This window comes from Mucilaginibacter boryungensis (assembly GCF_015221995.1).
GTDB lineage: Bacteria > Bacteroidota > Bacteroidia > Sphingobacteriales > Sphingobacteriaceae > Mucilaginibacter > Mucilaginibacter boryungensis.
The window spans coordinates 2,858,446-2,875,120 of record NZ_JADFFM010000001.1; the positions used below are offsets into that span (position 1 = coordinate 2,858,446).

The following is a 16,675-nucleotide window of genomic DNA, read 5'->3' on the forward strand; positions in this document are numbered from 1 at the left end:
CGAATCATGGACAAAAAATTATACCGGGACGACATACATAAAACCATAGGTGGTGTATGCGCCGGTTTAGCAGAGTATTTTAGTATTGATATAGCCATAGTGCGCCTGGTATTTTTACTTACCTTGTTTTTGCACGGCGGCGGGTTGCCTATTTATATCATCCTTTGGATAGCCTTACCTAAAAAGCCGCTACACATACAAACCCCTTTTGTTGATTATACCGTCCCGCCGGCCGGTACCAATCAGTACAACATTCCGCCGGTTTTTAACCAGCCTAAACAAAAATCAACCGGTACTATTATTGCCGGCACGATACTATTAATTATAGGCATGTTCTTTATTTTGGATGATTTTGATATCATCCCCGATTGGGATTTGCATCACTTTTGGCCGGTTATATTAATAGCCATAGGTATTATTGTCATATTTTCGGGCAATAAAAAACAACCCTGGGACAACCACGACTGGAGCAAACCCCAGGAGCCCCTAAAAGATGAGCCAAAGAAAGATAATTCAACCAACGACGACATTACAACCATATAAAAACGAACCATCATGAGACACGATAAAATTGTGCCGGGTGCGATATTGATCACACTTGGTGTTATATTCCTGCTGCGCAGCTTCGGTGTTATCCATATTCATTGGATAAACATTCTGCACCTTTGGCCTATATTTTTATTAATAGCAGGTATTAACCTGATATTTGCGCATAACCGTACGGTATGGGCCAGCATACTAAAAATAGGCGTGGTGATATTAGGCCTTTGCATATTGCTGTTTGGCAACTTTAACGACAGGTATAACTTTTGGCCTAACCGTTATTACTATCACAGTGATAACAACGACAGGGACGACGACGACGATGATGACAGCAATAGCAGGGGAATAGTTAAAATGGAAGGCAACAGCACCTTTAACGAACCTTTCCATGCCGATGCGCGCATTGCCAAACTAAACATTAATGGCGGCGGTACAGTTTACAGTTTAAGCGATACCACAAGCCAGTTGTTCCAGGCTAATACTACTGAATATGGCGGGCAATACGAGTTTTCGCACAGTTCAATCGATTCGGTTTATACGCTGGATTTCAATATGAAGAAAAATACTCGCTTTCATTGGGATAAAAACAAGCGAAACGACGTGGTATTTAAACTGAACGCAGCCCCTATCTGGGATATGGATATTTCAACAGGCGCTACAAAATTAAACTTCGACCTGACTAAATTTAAGATCCGTAACTTTAAAATAAGCGGTGGCGCAGCTTCATTTGATGTTAAACTTGGTCAGCCGCTGGATAACACCGATGTAAATATCTCTACCGGCGCAGCCGAAGTACGTATTAGCGTGCCTAAGGATGCGGCCTGCCGGATAAACAGCGATTCGGGCTTGTCTTCTAACAGCTTCATTGGTTTTACCAAAACCAACGACGGCCATTATGAAACCCCGGGCTTCAGCGCTGCCAAAAAGAAAATAAATATTGACCTTGACGGCGGGATATCCGACTTTAAAGTGACGAGGTACTAAGTCATTAGTCATTAGTCATTAGTCAGAATTTGAAAAGACTTGCGGAGTTTTGATAACTTCGTAAGTCTTTTTAGTTTTAAAAGCATTGCACCAAATGGATAAACTATACACCCTGGTTATCAACGGCAAGCCTGAAGGCCCTTTCAGCGTGGATGAACTGAAAAAGCGCGGCATCCGGTCGAATGATTTTGTGCGCACCGAGGGGATGGACGATTATAAGGAAGTGCACGAAATGCCCGAGTTACGCGAAGCATTCGGCTTCCGTAAACAAACAATAGCCCCACAATACTTCGCTGCGTTCGATCAGCGCCTGCTGGCCTCGGTTATCGATTGGTTCCTGATCGCGTTTGGCTATGTAGTAGTTGCTTTTATTGGCGTTATGGCTACTAACAACCGTATGGTAAGGATAGTTATCGGCATGAGCCTGCTTATTTTAATCCCCCTTACCAAAATCATCTATCATATCATTATGGAAGCCTCGATCAAACAGGCCACCTATGGCAAGCAACTGCTTAAAATAAAAGTGTGCGATATACAAGGCGAACGCATCCCACTATCCCGTTCTATTGGGCGCAACCTGGCTAAAATATTTTCGGTAGCTACACTTGGCATCGGTTACCTGATGAGCTTCTTCAATAAAAAACAGCAATGCCTGCACGATATGGTAACGGATACGCTGGTGATGAAGGATAGGCTGGTGTAAATCACCCCGCCCGACCACGTCCGCCTTCCTCTGTATATGCCAAAGTAACTTCTTTGTTAAAAAGTGTTAAATGTCTACGAAAAATTCGTAGATTGACTAAATGGTTATATCTTTGATCTACATAATTTATTACTCCTAATTATTGAACGTATAAAACCTAATAAAGTCATGAAAAAAAGATTACTCACTTTGTCGTTCGCTTTGCTTGCTGCCTTTGCAGCGAAAGCTCAAAAGCCCGAAATGGCACAAGCCGTTGTTAAATATAAATTTACGCACCTGCGCGATACCACGGCTAAGGATAAACCTTATACCGAAAACATGGTGCTATTTGTAGGCCCTACGGCGAGCGCTTATAAAAGCTACGACCGTAAATTGCAGGAAGCCATGATGCGTAAACAACTGGAACAGCAAATGGCAGAACAGCGCGGCAGCGGCAACATGAACTTTAAAGTTCAAAGCCGCACCCCTACTACCAATACCGAATACTACCAGTTTCAGGCCGAAAAGAAACTGGTACGCAAGGAACGCCTGATTACCCCATATATTATAGAAGAACCAATGCCGGTAATTAACTGGAAAATAAGCGCAGATACCGCCAGCTTTGGCACCCTGCACTGCCAGAAAGCTACCGGTCATTTTAAAGGCCGCGATTATACTGCCTGGTTTTGCCCCGACCTGCCTTTCCACACCGGCCCATGGAAGCTGAACGGCTTACCGGGATTAATTGTAGAAGCTTACGATACCAATAAAGAGGTGGTGTTTAAGTTTGAAGGCATGGACGAAGTGGTTAAATCGGAGAAGCCTGTTGTGGCAGAAACCCCGCCGCCGGGAATGGGCACCACCATTAGGTTTGGCGGCGACGACCCCAACTTAGACCCTAACCTAATAACCCTGCCTACCGATGCGGTTAAAACATCCGAAAAAGAATTTGTGAAATTACAGGATGCTATGCGTAAAGACCCGCAAGCATTTATGGCGGCCATGGGCGGCAAAATGGGCATGATGCCTCCGGGTGCTATGCCTGCAGGCGGCGGCGGTGGCATGGGCCCGGTACGTATGGTGGTGAACGGCGTTCCCGGCGGTGCCGCACAGGTGATCAACAACCCATTAGAATTACCTGAAAAGAAATGAGGGCCCTACATAAATGGGTGGGAGCATTCATTTTTTGGATGCTAATGGTTGTGCTATGCCATGCCCAAACCATAAAAGGTACCGTTATAGATAGTTTAAACAAGCCTGTCCCCTTTGCCAGCGTTAACCTTAAAAGCGGTAATTTAATTGTAGCCTATACTACCAGCGGTGATAAGGGCGTGTTTACACTACAAGTGCCTGCCGATGCGGATAAAAGCAAACTACAGTTAGAAATAAGCAGTATTGGCTATAAAAAAGAGGTGCGCCCGGTCGTGGGGTTTAATACACCCTATAATTTCAAAATGTCGGGCGCAGTGCATCAATTGCAAACGGTTACTATTAAAAATAACCGCCCGCAACTGCGGCTTGGCGGAGATACCCTGAGCTATAAGGTATCGGACTTTGCCAGCGCGCAGGACAGGGTAATTGGCGATGTGATTAAAAAACTGCCGGGTATTGATGTAGCCAAGGATGGCAAAATAAGCTATAACGGTAAGTCTATATCTAACCTGTACATAGGCGGCGACAATTTATTGGATGATAAATACAATGTAGCTACCAGCAGTATCCCGCATGGCGTGGTGGACGAGGTGCAGGTAATGGAAAACCATCAACCCATAAAAATGCTGAAGGATAAGGTCGTTAGCGATGATGTGGCCCTTAACCTTACCATAAAAAAAGACGCGAAGCTGCAACTGGTGGGCCAGGAAACGGCAGGCGCAGGCTTGCCCGGCAATTACTACGGCGAGTTGAATGGCATGATGTTTAAGGATAAATACAAAGCCATTAACTACATTAAAGGGAATAATGTGGGTACCGACGTAAGCAACGATCTGTTATCGCACAACTTTTCGCAGGACCCGGATAAGCCTAACACCGTATTATCGTTAGGTACCGCCGGCGACCCTGACCTGCCGCGTAACCGTTACTTGTTTAACAGGTCGGGCTTAGTTAACCTGAACAACCTGGTGAACCTGAAAAACAATACACAGCTGCGGGCCAACCTCTCCTATTTTCACGATGGCCAACGCCAGGAGTACGACAAAACAAGCCAGATAAAAATTGGCGGCACTAACATTAATTATACCGAAAATCAGTATAATCAACGCCGTCCTGATGTGCTGCATGGCCAGTTCCTGATCAACGTAAATCAGCCTAAATATTACCTGAACAATAGCTTTGTGACCGATTATAACCACAACACAGGCTATTCGTCGCTTATTAGTAATGGTGCACCAGTAAACCAGCGTTTAAAGGATAACCTGCTGGATATCAGTAACGAATTTAACATGATGCGTACATTAAAGAATAATAACATTTTAGAGGTGTACAGCAATTTAAACCACACTACCGAGCCCGAGAACCTGGTGATAGACCCTAATTTAAACCCCGGAACATTTAACGGTGGTACTAATTATTCATCACTGACGCAGAACACAAATATCCCCAACTGGTCTACCAACAACTATGTATCGTACCGGGTGCCAAGCGGCAGCATTACCCAAAGTTACAGGGCGGGCTTTTCAGCCATTAAGCAAACATTATCGTCCGATTTGACAGTTACCCAGTTAAACGGCAGCACCAACCTGTTCTCGGATACCGCGAGGAACAATTTGAACTGGCGTCGCAACCGCTTATATGGCGAGGCATCGTACGATTACCCGGGCGCGGTCTGGAAAGTGAACGTAACCCTGCCCCTGAACTTCCAGGATACGCATTACGATGATGGCTTTTATAAACTTGACAAAGGACTGAGCCGTTTATACTTTAACCCGCGGGCATCGGTAAAATTCCAGAGCGGTATCGAAAATTACTTTACCGCTAACTATAGCTTCCGTAACTCTATCGGGAATATACAGGATGTATATCGTGGCTATATCCTGAGCAATTATCGCAGTCTGGGGGCCAACAACGCCGATTTGACCGAACGCCAAAGCCAGAACGCGGGCATAGGCTTTAATTATCATAAGGCCATTACGCTGTTCTTTTTCGGGCTGAATGCATCTTACTCGCATATTTATGCCAATACCATCAGTTCAAGCTTGCTGAGCAATAATATCACCCAGCGCATTGTATTGCCTTTTGATAATAATATTGATAGCTGGAACTTTAGCGGCAACACCAGTAAGTATTCGTTCCCGCTGCGCACTACGTTCAGCGCGGGGTTAAGCTATTCAACCACCAAGCTGAACCAGATACAGAACGGCCAGACGCTGCCATATAACACCATTTCAAAATCGGCCAGCCTGGGTGCAGATACCAAGGCCAGCAAAGCGGTGAATTTCAGCTACCGGGCGGCATATAGCCAAACCGTAAGTAAATCATCGGCAGTAGCCACCAGCAGCAAGTTTGAGCGGTTGATACAAACCGGTTCGGTAAACTACGCGCCGCTAACCAATTTGTTCTTAACCGTTTCCGGCGACCATTACTTTACTCACCAGGAATCGGCAAACGATTTGAAATACATTTTTGCCGATGCATCGGTAAGATACAAGTTCAAAAAAACCAAGCTTGACCTGGAACTGAGCGCCCAAAATCTGTTCGATACCAAAACATATACGGCAGTTTATTTATCTGCCAATGTTTACACCTCCAGTACATACACCATTCCGGGGCGTATTGTATTGGCCAAACTGATGTTTAATTTGTAGAAGCCCCGACCACGAATTTATGTCATTGCGAGCGCAGCAATCTCATAGTTTGATTTGCGTACTACGGGATTGCCGCGTCGCTACGCTCCTCGCAATGACATTTTTTTAGTACCCATGCCCCGCCCTTATTGTAGGATCTGTACAAAAGCACATAATGTAAAAACGCGTAATAATTATTAATTCTTATTAATTTTTATTCGATGCGACCTTTAATAAACGCTAAAATTGCTTAAAAATCAACTTGTTTCCCCGGCTGAAATTCGGTATATTAAGGTAAAGTTCTTTGAAAGTAACCAAGTGTTAATGTACCCTAAAACAAGGCAATTCACAGGTAAATAGCCATTTTTTAGCAACCTGCAACATCCACACAATTATAAAAACCGCGCCGACCTGCCCACAAATCTGCTCCTTTTTAATGCGATGTGATTTCCCGGCTGCGTAGTTATAAAAAACGGACTAAGCGAGGTGATAAAATAGTACAATATTACACACCGAAAGACGCTATGGAACGGCTTACATCCTTTCAGGAACGTCAATCCCTAACAACCGCATGCCAACTTTAATCACATTGGCTGATGCAGTTGCCAGTTGCAGGCGGAAACGTTTCAGCGTATCATCTTCAGCTTGCAGGATAGATTTCTCTTGGTAAAACTTGTTAAAAGTTTTCGCTAAATCGTATATGTAATTAGCAATAATTGCCGGATTATAGCCATCCGCTGCTATCTTAACTATCTCAGGATATTGATTTAGCAAGATAATAACATCCCTCTCGATACCCGAAATTTCTTTTAACATTACCATATCTTCGATTTGCATGGCTGCCCTACTTAATACAGAACGAATACGCGCATGAGTGTACTGAATATATGGTCCGGTATGTCCCTGTAATTCAACTGATTCATTTGGGTCAAAAAGTAGTCGTTTTTTGGGTTCCACTTTTAGCAGAAAGTATTTTAACGCTCCCATTCCAATCATATGAAATAGTTCAGTTTTTTCCTCGGAAGTAAAATCTTGCAGCTTATTGGCCTTTAAGGCTTCTTCTTCAGCAGCCATAGCCATTTCCTTGATCAGGTCATCAGCGTCAACCACCGTACCCTCGCGGGATTTCATTTTGCCCGAAGGCAGGTCGACCATACCATACGATAGATGATATAAGCCCTTAGCCCAGCTCTTACCCAGCTTATCTAAAATAAGGAACAGCACTTTAAAATGATAATCCTGTTCGTTACCCACCACGTACAGCGATTGATCCATATGGAAATCATTATACTTTAACTGGGCGGTACCTAAATCCTGCGTAATGTATACTGATGTACCATCAGCCCGCCGTACAAGTTTCTGGTCAAGGCCGTCTTCGGTCAGATCTATCCAAACAGAGCCGTCTTCTTTTTGAAAGAAAACGCCGCTTGCTAAACCTTCGTCAATAATATCTTTACCTAACAGGTAGGTATTGCTTTCGTAGTAAAATTTATCAAAATCAACGCCCAGGGCCTTGTAGGTTTTATCAAAACCGGCATATACCCAACTGTTCATGGTAGTCCAAAGGTCAATCACCTCTTTATCGCCGGCCTCCCATTTTTGCAGCATTTGCTGGGCCTGGATGATCAGTGGCGCGTTTTTCTTCGCCTCGTCCTCGGTTTGCCCGGCCGCTTTCAGTTCGTCTATTTGTTTTTTGTATTCCTTATCAAAAATCACATAGTATTTACCCACCAGGTGGTCGCCTTTTAAACCGGCCGATTCCGGTGTTTCGCCATTACCGAACAGTTGCCAGGCCAGCATGGATTTGCAAATGTGGATACCCCTGTCGTTCACCAAATTGGCTTTCACCACTTCGTATCCGGCAGCAGCCAAAATTTGCGCTACCGAATACCCCAGCAGGTTATTACGCACGTGGCCCAAATGCAAAGGCTTATTAGTATTTGGCGATGAATACTCCACCATCACCTTTTTGCCGTTGGGTTCAGCTACGGTATGGTCGGCGGGTAGCACGTGGTTATAAAACTGGCTTAACCAATAGGCATCGCTGATGGACAGGTTAAGGAAACCTTTAATCACGTTAAAGTCCGATACCTCTGCCAGTTCGTTTTGCAGGTATTCGCCAATTTCAGTACCGGTTTGCTCCGGCGATTTGCGCGATACTTTAGTGAACGGGAAGGTTACAACAGTTATCTGACCTTCAAACTCTTTGCGGGTCTGCTGCAAACTAATGTCGGCGGGGCTTAGGTCGGCCTGGTATAAATGTTTAACTGCTTTAAGGGTAGCGTCAATAATAAAGTCCATCGGGCAAAATTAATCAAAAACGGGCGATTAGCCATAAATACTTAAAATCCGATGGTGCCACAGGTTAAAATTGAATAATGAATAGTAAATTACTTACGTGAATTAAGCCAACACTATCCTTATGAATGTACAAGAACAAATCACAGCATATATTACCAGCCAGCCTGAGCTGAAACGTGATGACATGCAAACGCTGCATACGCTTATGCTTCAAATATTACCAGCAGGTAAAATATGGTTTGATGACGGTAAAAACAGCGAAAATAAAACGGTTAGTAACCCTACAATAGGATATGGCTTTTTCACAATGAAATATCCCAATGGAAGAACCCGGGAGATTTTTCAAATTGGCATGAGCGCTAATATAACGGGGATCTCTATCTATATCCTTGGTATTAGGGATAAGACCTACTTAGCTAAAACGTATGGAAAAGAACTGGGTAAAGCAAGTGTGAGCGGATACTGCGTTAAGTTCAATAAGCTAAAAGATATCGACATTAATATACTTGAGGCTGCTATCCGCTATGGGATTGAGGCTACAAGTATTAACCCTCACAATACCTAAATGCGTTGAGGTGCCGCTAATTCAACAATAAAAAACATATTTTTGCTGTATGCTACAGGGTAAAAAGATAGTATTGGGTGTTTGCGGCAGCATTGCGGCCTATAAATCGGCTTTACTGGTGAGGCTGCTGGTAAAGGCCGGTGCCGAAGTACAAGTGGTGATGACACCTGATGCCACGGGGTTTATTACCCCGCTAACCCTTTCTACCCTATCAAAAAAACCAGTGTTGGTTGATTATTATAAAACTGAAACCGGCGAGTGGAATAACCATGTTGAACTTGGACTGTGGGCTGATTTGATGCTGATTGCCCCAGCCAGTGCCAATACCCTTGCCAAAATGGCCAATGGCCTTTGCGATAACCTGCTAACCGCCGTTTATCTCTCGGCTAAATGCCCGGTGTATTTTGCACCGGCAATGGATCTGGACATGTGGAAACACCCGGCTACGCAGGAAAATGTGATCCGTTTAACACAATACGGCAATATATTGATACCACCCGGTAATGGTGAATTAGCCAGCGGATTGCACGGCGAAGGCCGTATGGCCGAGCCTGAAGAAATGGTAGACTTTATTTTGGGCGAGCTAAAAAAAAAACTCCCGCTGAATAAGCAAAAAATATTGGTTACCGCCGGCCCTACTTACGAAGCTATCGACCCCGTGCGTTTCATCGGTAACCATTCGTCGGGTAAAATGGGTTTTGCCATTGCCGATCAGTTTGCTAAAATGGGTGCCGATGTTGTATTGATATCCGGGCCCTCATCACAACGCAGCCACCAGTCGGTTAACCGGGTAGATGTTACTTCAGCTGCCGAAATGCTGGAAGCCTGCCAGCAGTATTTTCCTGATGCGAAAGCGTGTGTAATGAGCGCGGCTGTGGCCGATTATACTCCGGTAACTGTGGCATCGCAAAAAATAAAAAAACAGGATGCCGGTCTTAATATCGGCCTGAAAAAAACTACCGATATTTTAAAAACCCTTGGTGGTATAAAACGCAGTGATCAGATTTTGGTAGGATTTGCGTTGGAAACTAACGACGAGGAACAAAACGCTGTTGGTAAACTAAAAAGCAAAAACCTTGATTTTATTGTCCTTAATTCGTTAAACGATAAAGGCGCCGGTTTTAAAACGGACACCAATAAAATCACTATCATTGATAAAGAGTTACACAAAACCACTTACGACCTGAAAGGCAAGGACGAGGTAGCTATTGATATTTGTAATAAAGTAGCTGAACTGATTAACGCATGAAAAAACTGGCAGTATATATCATCTTAATATGTTTCAGTACAGGTATTAATGCGCAGGATCTGAATGCGCGGGTGCAGGTATTATCGCCTAAAATACAAACTACCAATAAGCGCGTGTTCCAGTCGCTGGAAACTGCGATGAAGGATTTTTTGAACGGCCACAAATGGTCTGCCGACCAGATAATGCCCCAGGAGCGCATAGACTGTACATTTACTTTTAATATTACATCGTGGGATGGCAGCAATAATTTCAGTACCGAATTGCAGGTGCAATCGCAAAGGCCCATCTTTAATTCATCCTATACCACTACCCTGCTTAATGTAAACGATAAGGATTTTGATTTCACCTATACCGAAGGCCAAAGTCTGGATTTTAACGATCAGAATTTCCAAAGCAACCTGACTTCGGTAATGGCATTTTACGCCTATGTTATTGTTGGTATGGATTACGATACCTTTTCCAAATTTGGGGGTACCCCTTATTTTGCTGCCGCGCAAAATATTGTCAACAATGCGCAATCAACCTCTTATAAGGGCTGGAAAGCATTTGATAGCAATCTTAACCGCTATTGGCTGGCCGAGAACTTGAATAACAAGGTTTACAACAACCTGCGCGGCTTCATGTATGATTATCACCGCAACGGGTTAGACCTGATGTCGGAAAACGCCGATAAAGGGCGCCGGGTGATCTCGGGCATCTTACCGGTACTTACACAAGTAGACCGCCAGCGTATAGGTGCAATGCTGCCGCTGATCTTCTTTACAGCTAAGGCTGATGAATTGGTAGGCATATTCAGCAAAGCCGACCTGCAGGAAAAGAACCAGGCACTGAACGTACTCACCCAGGCCGATCCATCCAACGGAAATAAATACCAGGTATTGCAACGTAACTAACTCTTTCGCGTCTATTAATTAAAAATATTTTCAAATTTATTTTGATATACGAAAACAATCGTAGATATTTGTACGACAAACTTCGTAGAACTACAGAAATATGAATATTAAAGCGACAGATAGCGAATTAGAGATATTGAACGTGCTTTGGAAACAAGGCGCCTGCACCGTTAGGGAAGTACACGAAGAACTGGCAAAAAATAAAGATGCCGGCTACACCACTACCCTAAAACTAATGCAAATTATGAACGATAAAGGCCTTGTTGAACGCGATGCTACCTCTAAAACCCATATTTATAAAGCAGTAGTTACACAGGAACAGGCGCAGCAAAACGCGCTGGACAAGATCATTTCTACCGTATTTGAAGGCTCGACCGCCGATTTAGTGATACAAGCGCTGGGCAACCATCGCGCCAGCAATGATGAGATAGACGCTATTAAGAAATATCTGGAACAATTTGATCACGATAAAAAATAACAGTTATGGAAAATCTGTTTTATCATATCAGCCAGGTGTTAGGCATTACCATTATCCACTCGTTGTGGCAAGGGCTTATTATTTATATGATACTAAGTTTAGTTCAACAGTTTTTTATAGATAAGCCGGCATCTTTTAAATATAAAATAGCCTTTGGCGCATTAAGCCTGATGCTGGGCTGCTTTGCTTACACGCTGTATATTGAAATAAGCAATTATGCAAGCTTTAGCGCCATACCTTATCGTATACCGGCTATCCCGGTTACCGAAGTTTTACCGATAGATAAAGACCAGATAACTGTTGCACCCATCGACCGGTATTACTTTATCATTGCCGGATATTTACCGTATGTAACTATGCTATACCTGGCAGGCCTGGTGTTCAACACTCTTAAAATGGCATTGGCATGGAATAGTATTTACCGCATCAGACAAAACATTACCGAGGCTGGTTTTCAACATCAGGTAAATAATTTATCTGAAAAGATGGGCATCCGAAAATTTGTTAAAGTTGCTTTTAGCGAATATATAGATGTGCCCTGCATTACCGGGTTTATTAAACCGTTAATCTTACTCCCCTTCAGCATCAGCACTTACTTAACCGCTGAAGAAATAGCAGCTATACTACTTCACGAACTGGCCCACATACGCCGGAATGATTACCTACTTAACCTGATACAGCAAGCTATTGGCATATTGCTGTTCTTTAACCCTTTTAGCAGGTTAATTATTAAAACTATAAATACCGAAAGAGAAAACAGTTGTGATGATATGGTAGTGCGCACTACCGGAAGTCCGCTGATATATGCGCAGGCCCTATTAAAATTAGAGCAAAACAAACAGCAGGACTGGCACCTGGCGCTGGCTGCCACCGGCAAACAAAAGTATCACCTTTTAAACCGTATTGAACGTATCATGAAAACTAAAAAAACAACCATAAATATCCGTCCGGCATTGTTAGCGCTGGTGCTGTTAATGTTTAGCCTGAGCAGCATTGCCTGGCTAAACCCCAAAGTTGAAAATGGTAAAGTATCTGTAAAGAAAATTGCTTTACCAATAATCAATAATTTACCTGACGATACTATTAAAAAAGCAAAACCGGCAAAGGCTGCCGCCAAAGCTAAACCGGCTATGAAAAAAAGACTGCGTAAGGCAGATTTTGATGACGCGAGCGATGCTAAGCTGGAAAAGCTACAAGCTGAAGCCGAAAAGCATGCCCAGGCCATAGAGCAATATTATAATGGCCCCGAGTTTAAAAAACTGCAGGAAGAAATGGAGAAAAAGGGGGCTGAAATGGAAACTTACTACAATAGCCCTAAGATGAAGCAGCTACAGGAAGACATGCAGAAAAAAAGCATGGAGTTTGAAAAAATGGCAAACTCGCCTGAAATGAAGAAGTTACAAATGGACGCCGAAGCTTATGGAAAAAAAATTGAGGCTTATTATAGCAACCCGGCATTTACCAAACTGCAAAAACGATACGAAGAAGAAGCTGAGTTGATGGACAAAGCCAAACCCGGCAGCGCTGAATATAAAAAACACGAAGCAAATTTTAAAAAGCTGGGGGCCGAATTCAAAGATTATGCTAACAGTCCGGCTATAAAAGAACAAACAGAATGGGCTAAAAAAATGAGCGCCCAAATGCGCGATTACTACAATAACCCCGAATTTAAAAAGCAACAGGAAGAGCTGAAAGCGTATGGGGACAGCATGGGCAAGGCATTTAAAGGCCCTATGATGAAGGATCAACAGGAGGCTATGCGCAACCTGGGTAAAGCCATGCGCGATTACCAAAACCGCCCCGAAATACAACACGAAAAAGAAGAGTTAAGAAAGATTGAGCGGGAGATGCGTCAGTACCGCACCACACCCGAATACCGTAAAAAAAAGATGGCTGAAATTGAAAGTGTACAAACAGCACGCGAACGTAAGGAGTCAATTAAAGAATCTGTTAGAAAAGAAATTGCTGAAGCGCGGAGAGAGGAACGCGATGTAAAAGAACGCCGCGAAGCACCAGAACGCAAAGAAATAAGAGAAAGAAAAGAAATGCGGGAAAGAAAAGAAGTACAAGAGCGTAAAGAAGCACCCGAAAAAGCACGTAAACCTGACACCAGCGAAATTAAAGAACGCAAAGAAGCACCTGAAAAGCAGGAAATGGCTGCGGTTAAACCACAGAAGGTAATCAGCGCATATACCAAATCACTATAAATAAACATACCGATCAGTTAAGTTAAACCGGCTGCATTATTGTGGCCGGCTTTTTGGCATTGTTAAAAACTTCATAAATCTATACCTGATAGATTTTGTAATTTAGTATCCTGCAAAACAACTGAAGTTTTTATGCTGAAACAGCTAAACATTACTAATTACGCTTTAATTGATAACCTGCAAATAAGCTTTGATGCAGGCCTGAATATACTTACCGGCGAAACCGGGGCTGGTAAATCCATTATCCTGGGTGCATTGTCGCTAATATTAGGTCAGCGGGCCGAGAGCCGCTACTTCTTTAACCAGCAAAAAAAATGTGTAATAGAAGGCACGTTCACTATCGAGGGCTTTCATTTGAGATCGTTTTTTGAAGAGAACGACCTGGATTATGAAACTGAAACAGTATTGCGCCGAGAAATTAGTGCCGATGGCAAATCGCGCGCGTTTGTGAATGATACCCCGGTTAACCTGAATACATTGAAAGCATTGGGTGAAAAACTGATAGAGATACACTCGCAGCATGCTACACTTGAAATTAACAATCCGCTGTTTCAATTACTGGTAGTTGATGCCGCCGCACGGCACGATGATCTGCTTAGTTCCTATCAAACCAAATTTAGAGCGTATAAAAAACTGATCACTCAGTTAAAGCAATTAACCGAAGAAAGCGATAAAGCCAAAGCCGACCTGGATTATTACCAGTTTCAATTTGACGAGTTGGAGAAAGCCGCGTTAGCCGAAGACGAGCAGGAACAACTGGAGCAGGAATTATATACACTTAACAATGCCGATGATATTAAACGCAACCTCACCGGCGCTTACTACCTGATGCAGGATAGTGAAACGGCCGCGCTGATGCAATTGCGCGAGGCGGGTCAGCAACTATCCGCAACCGAAAAATTTAACCCAGCTATTGGCGAACTATACCAGCGCCTGAGCAGCAGCATTATTGAATTGAAAGACATTGCCGCCGAAATTGAAAGCCTGGAACAGCAAACGCACACTAATCCCGTCCGTGCCGATGAAGTGAACACGCGATTGAGCGTCATCTACAACCTGCAAAAAAAGCACCGTGTAAGCACCAATGCCGAATTGCTGGCCATACAGGGAGACCTTTCAGACAAGATAAACCAAGCCATTTTTGGTGACGAAGCCATTGAAAAACTGCAAAAACAAATAGCCGCCGAACAACAGGAATTGCACGATATGGCAACCCAATTATCTGCAAATCGCAGTAAAGCTATACCGGCAATTGAGCAACAGGTTTTGCAAACACTGAGTGAAATGGGCATGGGTAATTCAGCATTAAAAATTGAGCTTAGCCAAACCCGAGGACATAACTCCCCTTCAGGGGGTTTGGGGGATGTAGTTTTAGGGGATAACGGCATAGATCAGGTCCGCTTTCTGTTCACCGCCAATAAAGGTCACGCTTTAGCAGAAATGAGCAAGGTTGCCTCGGGTGGAGAGCTGTCAAGACTGATGCTGAGTATTAAATCGCTGATAGCCCGCTATACTGCGCTACCCACCATTATCTTTGATGAGATTGACACTGGAGTATCCGGCGAGGTTGCGCATAAGGTAGGCCAGATTATGGAACAACTGGCGCAAAACCTGCAGGTGATTACTATTACCCACTTACCGCAGATAGCCAGCAAAGGCCAAAGCCACTACTTTGTATATAAAGACGACGAAACCGACATTACCCGCACCCGCATCCGCCAGCTAAACGACGCCGAGCGAATTACTGAAATAGCAAAAATGTTAAGCGGTGATAAACCAGGGGATAGCGCTGTGCAGAATGCGAAGGAGTTGCTGGGAGTTTAGTTAGTATTGGCTATTAGTGATTAGTTAATCCACAATATAAACTAAATATTTAGTTGTTATTTAAGATTTCATTTATGATATTTGGGAAACCAGTTGTTGTTTATGAAATCATTGTCCGTTTGCCTGATAGCTTTTCTTATTCCTGTGGTGACATTTAGTCAAACTAAATACCGAACTATTTACCAGGATACCATTCATTTACGTGGGATTGTATTAGATGCTGCTGGAAAACCTATTCCAAAGGCTTATGTGTCATCTAAAAACTTAGATTTGAACGGTAAAGGATTACTTTTCACAACTACAGATGCTTTAGGAAGATTTGAATTGATTGGTGCCAGACATAACGATACGATAGCTATTAGCGAGGCTACCACGCTATTGATTGCCAATAACGGCAGCAGATATATGGAAATTGTAATGCCAATACTTAAACCACTAAACATTACAGAAAAAAGTCCAATAGTAATAAACGCAACAAGACAACTTACGAGGAAAAAGATTGCTGTGAAATATGAAATACCCACGGACGATTGTCTTGACTGCGGAGCATATTATGAAGCGCAAGCTACGTTTCCCGGGGGAATGGACAACTTTATAAAATATATCAAAACCAGATTAAAATACCCAGAACTAGCAGTGAGTAATGCTATTGAAGGTACGGTTCAAATAGCATTTTCAATATCAAAAGATGGGTCGCTTATCGACATCAAAGTACTACGCGGTATTGGCTATGGATGCGATGAAGCTGTAATTAACATACTTAAAAATAGCCCTAAATGGAAGCCAAGCATATCAAATGGTCACGCATTAATCAGTTCAGAAATTGTAACTGTCCAATTCTCACTTATTGATAAAGTTTAATTAATGCAAAATTGTGTAATTGCGCAAATTACTGATCCAGCCACGGGATGCCACGTCACCTGCCGCACACGACTCCCCTGCTCCCCGCAATGACAAAGTTTTCCGCGCGTTAGCGATAGTAGCGGATACCGGCCCTGTGGCTAAGGCTTGTGCAGTATGAGCGGATAGCGCGGGCCGCAGGCAACGCCTAAATATCTGAACCACGATTAAACAGATTTTCACTATTACAGGCTTCATTTCAAAATCCTGTTTATCTTTAAATCTATTTAATCGTGGTTCAGACAATTAATTATAACTTTACACCGC

The 16,675-nt window shown here is 43.3% G+C and carries 13 protein-coding genes; 12 read left to right on the top strand and 1 reads right to left on the bottom strand.

The genetic code is table 11. From position 1 onward, the window contains the following. Positions 1-6 precede the first annotated feature (6 nt). The 5 genes from IRJ18_RS12060 to IRJ18_RS12080 all read left to right on the top strand — a co-directional run bounded on the left by IRJ18_RS12060 (position 7) and on the right by IRJ18_RS12080 (position 6,012). Positions 7-543 (top strand): PspC domain-containing protein, encoded by a 537-nt coding sequence (locus tag IRJ18_RS12060; RefSeq protein ID WP_194106449.1) that lies wholly within the window; start codon positions 7-9, stop codon positions 541-543. Between the two features lie 12 nt (positions 544-555). After that, complete coding sequence (locus IRJ18_RS12065) at positions 556-1,527, top strand: LiaI-LiaF-like domain-containing protein (RefSeq protein WP_194106450.1); 972 nt, start codon at positions 556-558, stop codon at positions 1,525-1,527. A gap of 94 nt (positions 1,528-1,621) precedes the next feature. Then, positions 1,622-2,230, top strand: coding sequence for an RDD family protein (locus tag IRJ18_RS12070; protein ID WP_194106451.1), 609 nt, complete (start codon positions 1,622-1,624; stop codon positions 2,228-2,230). 168 nt (positions 2,231-2,398) lie between these two features. Then, complete coding sequence (locus IRJ18_RS12075; RefSeq protein WP_194106452.1) at positions 2,399-3,361, top strand: GLPGLI family protein; 963 nt, start codon at positions 2,399-2,401, stop codon at positions 3,359-3,361. Further along, positions 3,358-6,012, top strand: coding sequence for a TonB-dependent receptor (locus IRJ18_RS12080; protein ID WP_194106453.1), 2,655 nt, complete (start codon positions 3,358-3,360; stop codon positions 6,010-6,012). Before IRJ18_RS12075 ends, IRJ18_RS12080 begins: the two co-directional genes overlap by 4 nt. Before the next feature lie 513 nt (positions 6,013-6,525). Here IRJ18_RS12080 and argS read toward each other — a convergent pair. Beyond that, positions 6,526-8,292 (bottom strand): arginine--tRNA ligase, encoded by a 1,767-nt coding sequence (argS, locus tag IRJ18_RS12085; protein ID WP_194106454.1) that lies wholly within the window; start codon positions 8,290-8,292, stop codon positions 6,526-6,528. 121 nt (positions 8,293-8,413) lie between these two features. On the opposite strand from argS, the gene IRJ18_RS12090 reads away from it, so the two are divergent. The 7 genes from IRJ18_RS12090 to IRJ18_RS12120 all read left to right on the top strand — a co-directional run bounded on the left by IRJ18_RS12090 (position 8,414) and on the right by IRJ18_RS12120 (position 16,369). Continuing rightward, positions 8,414-8,857, top strand: coding sequence for a DUF1801 domain-containing protein (locus IRJ18_RS12090; protein ID WP_194106455.1), 444 nt, complete (start codon positions 8,414-8,416; stop codon positions 8,855-8,857). 49 nt (positions 8,858-8,906) lie between these two features. After that, on the top strand, positions 8,907-10,106 hold the full coding sequence (coaBC, locus tag IRJ18_RS12095) for a bifunctional phosphopantothenoylcysteine decarboxylase/phosphopantothenate--cysteine ligase CoaBC (RefSeq protein WP_194106456.1): 1,200 nt from the start codon (positions 8,907-8,909) through the stop codon (positions 10,104-10,106). Continuing rightward, positions 10,103-10,999, top strand: a complete 897-nt coding sequence (gene porD, locus IRJ18_RS12100; RefSeq protein ID WP_194106457.1) for a type IX secretion system protein PorD — start codon at positions 10,103-10,105, stop codon at positions 10,997-10,999. The genes coaBC and porD overlap by 4 nt, the downstream gene beginning before the upstream one ends. A gap of 100 nt (positions 11,000-11,099) precedes the next feature. Then, positions 11,100-11,477 carry a BlaI/MecI/CopY family transcriptional regulator gene (locus IRJ18_RS12105; protein ID WP_194106458.1) on the top strand — a complete coding sequence of 126 codons (378 nt, stop codon included), beginning with the start codon at positions 11,100-11,102 and terminating at the stop codon, positions 11,475-11,477. A 5-nt stretch (positions 11,478-11,482) separates the two neighbouring features. After that, positions 11,483-13,684: a M56 family metallopeptidase gene (locus tag IRJ18_RS12110; protein ID WP_194106459.1), complete on the top strand. Its 2,202-nt coding sequence runs from the start codon at positions 11,483-11,485 to the stop codon at positions 13,682-13,684. Between the two features lie 132 nt (positions 13,685-13,816). Continuing rightward, positions 13,817-15,508, top strand: coding sequence for a DNA repair protein RecN (gene recN / locus IRJ18_RS12115; protein ID WP_194106460.1), 1,692 nt, complete (start codon positions 13,817-13,819; stop codon positions 15,506-15,508). A 102-nt stretch (positions 15,509-15,610) separates the two neighbouring features. Next, on the top strand, positions 15,611-16,369 hold the full coding sequence (locus IRJ18_RS12120; RefSeq protein WP_194106461.1) for a TonB family protein: 759 nt from the start codon (positions 15,611-15,613) through the stop codon (positions 16,367-16,369). The last annotated feature ends 306 nt before the right edge of the window (positions 16,370-16,675 follow it).

Bases quoted from the DNA above. Each gene is read 5' to 3' on its own strand.
- IRJ18_RS12060 (WP_194106449.1), top strand. From the start codon at position 7: ATGGACAAAAAATTATACCGGGACGACATACATAAAACCATAGGTGGT.
- IRJ18_RS12065 (WP_194106450.1), top strand. From the start codon at position 556: ATGAGACACGATAAAATTGTGCCGGGTGCGATATTGATCACACTTGGT.
- IRJ18_RS12070 (WP_194106451.1), top strand. From the start codon at position 1,622: ATGGATAAACTATACACCCTGGTTATCAACGGCAAGCCTGAAGGCCCT.
- IRJ18_RS12075 (WP_194106452.1), top strand. From the start codon at position 2,399: ATGAAAAAAAGATTACTCACTTTGTCGTTCGCTTTGCTTGCTGCCTTT.
- IRJ18_RS12080 (WP_194106453.1), top strand. From the start codon at position 3,358: ATGAGGGCCCTACATAAATGGGTGGGAGCATTCATTTTTTGGATGCTA.
- argS (WP_194106454.1), bottom strand. From the start codon at position 8,292: ATGGACTTTATTATTGACGCTACCCTTAAAGCAGTTAAACATTTATAC.
- IRJ18_RS12090 (WP_194106455.1), top strand. From the start codon at position 8,414: ATGAATGTACAAGAACAAATCACAGCATATATTACCAGCCAGCCTGAG.
- coaBC (WP_194106456.1), top strand. From the start codon at position 8,907: ATGCTACAGGGTAAAAAGATAGTATTGGGTGTTTGCGGCAGCATTGCG.
- porD (WP_194106457.1), top strand. From the start codon at position 10,103: ATGAAAAAACTGGCAGTATATATCATCTTAATATGTTTCAGTACAGGT.
- IRJ18_RS12105 (WP_194106458.1), top strand. From the start codon at position 11,100: ATGAATATTAAAGCGACAGATAGCGAATTAGAGATATTGAACGTGCTT.
- IRJ18_RS12110 (WP_194106459.1), top strand. From the start codon at position 11,483: ATGGAAAATCTGTTTTATCATATCAGCCAGGTGTTAGGCATTACCATT.
- recN (WP_194106460.1), top strand. From the start codon at position 13,817: ATGCTGAAACAGCTAAACATTACTAATTACGCTTTAATTGATAACCTG.
- IRJ18_RS12120 (WP_194106461.1), top strand. From the start codon at position 15,611: ATGAAATCATTGTCCGTTTGCCTGATAGCTTTTCTTATTCCTGTGGTG.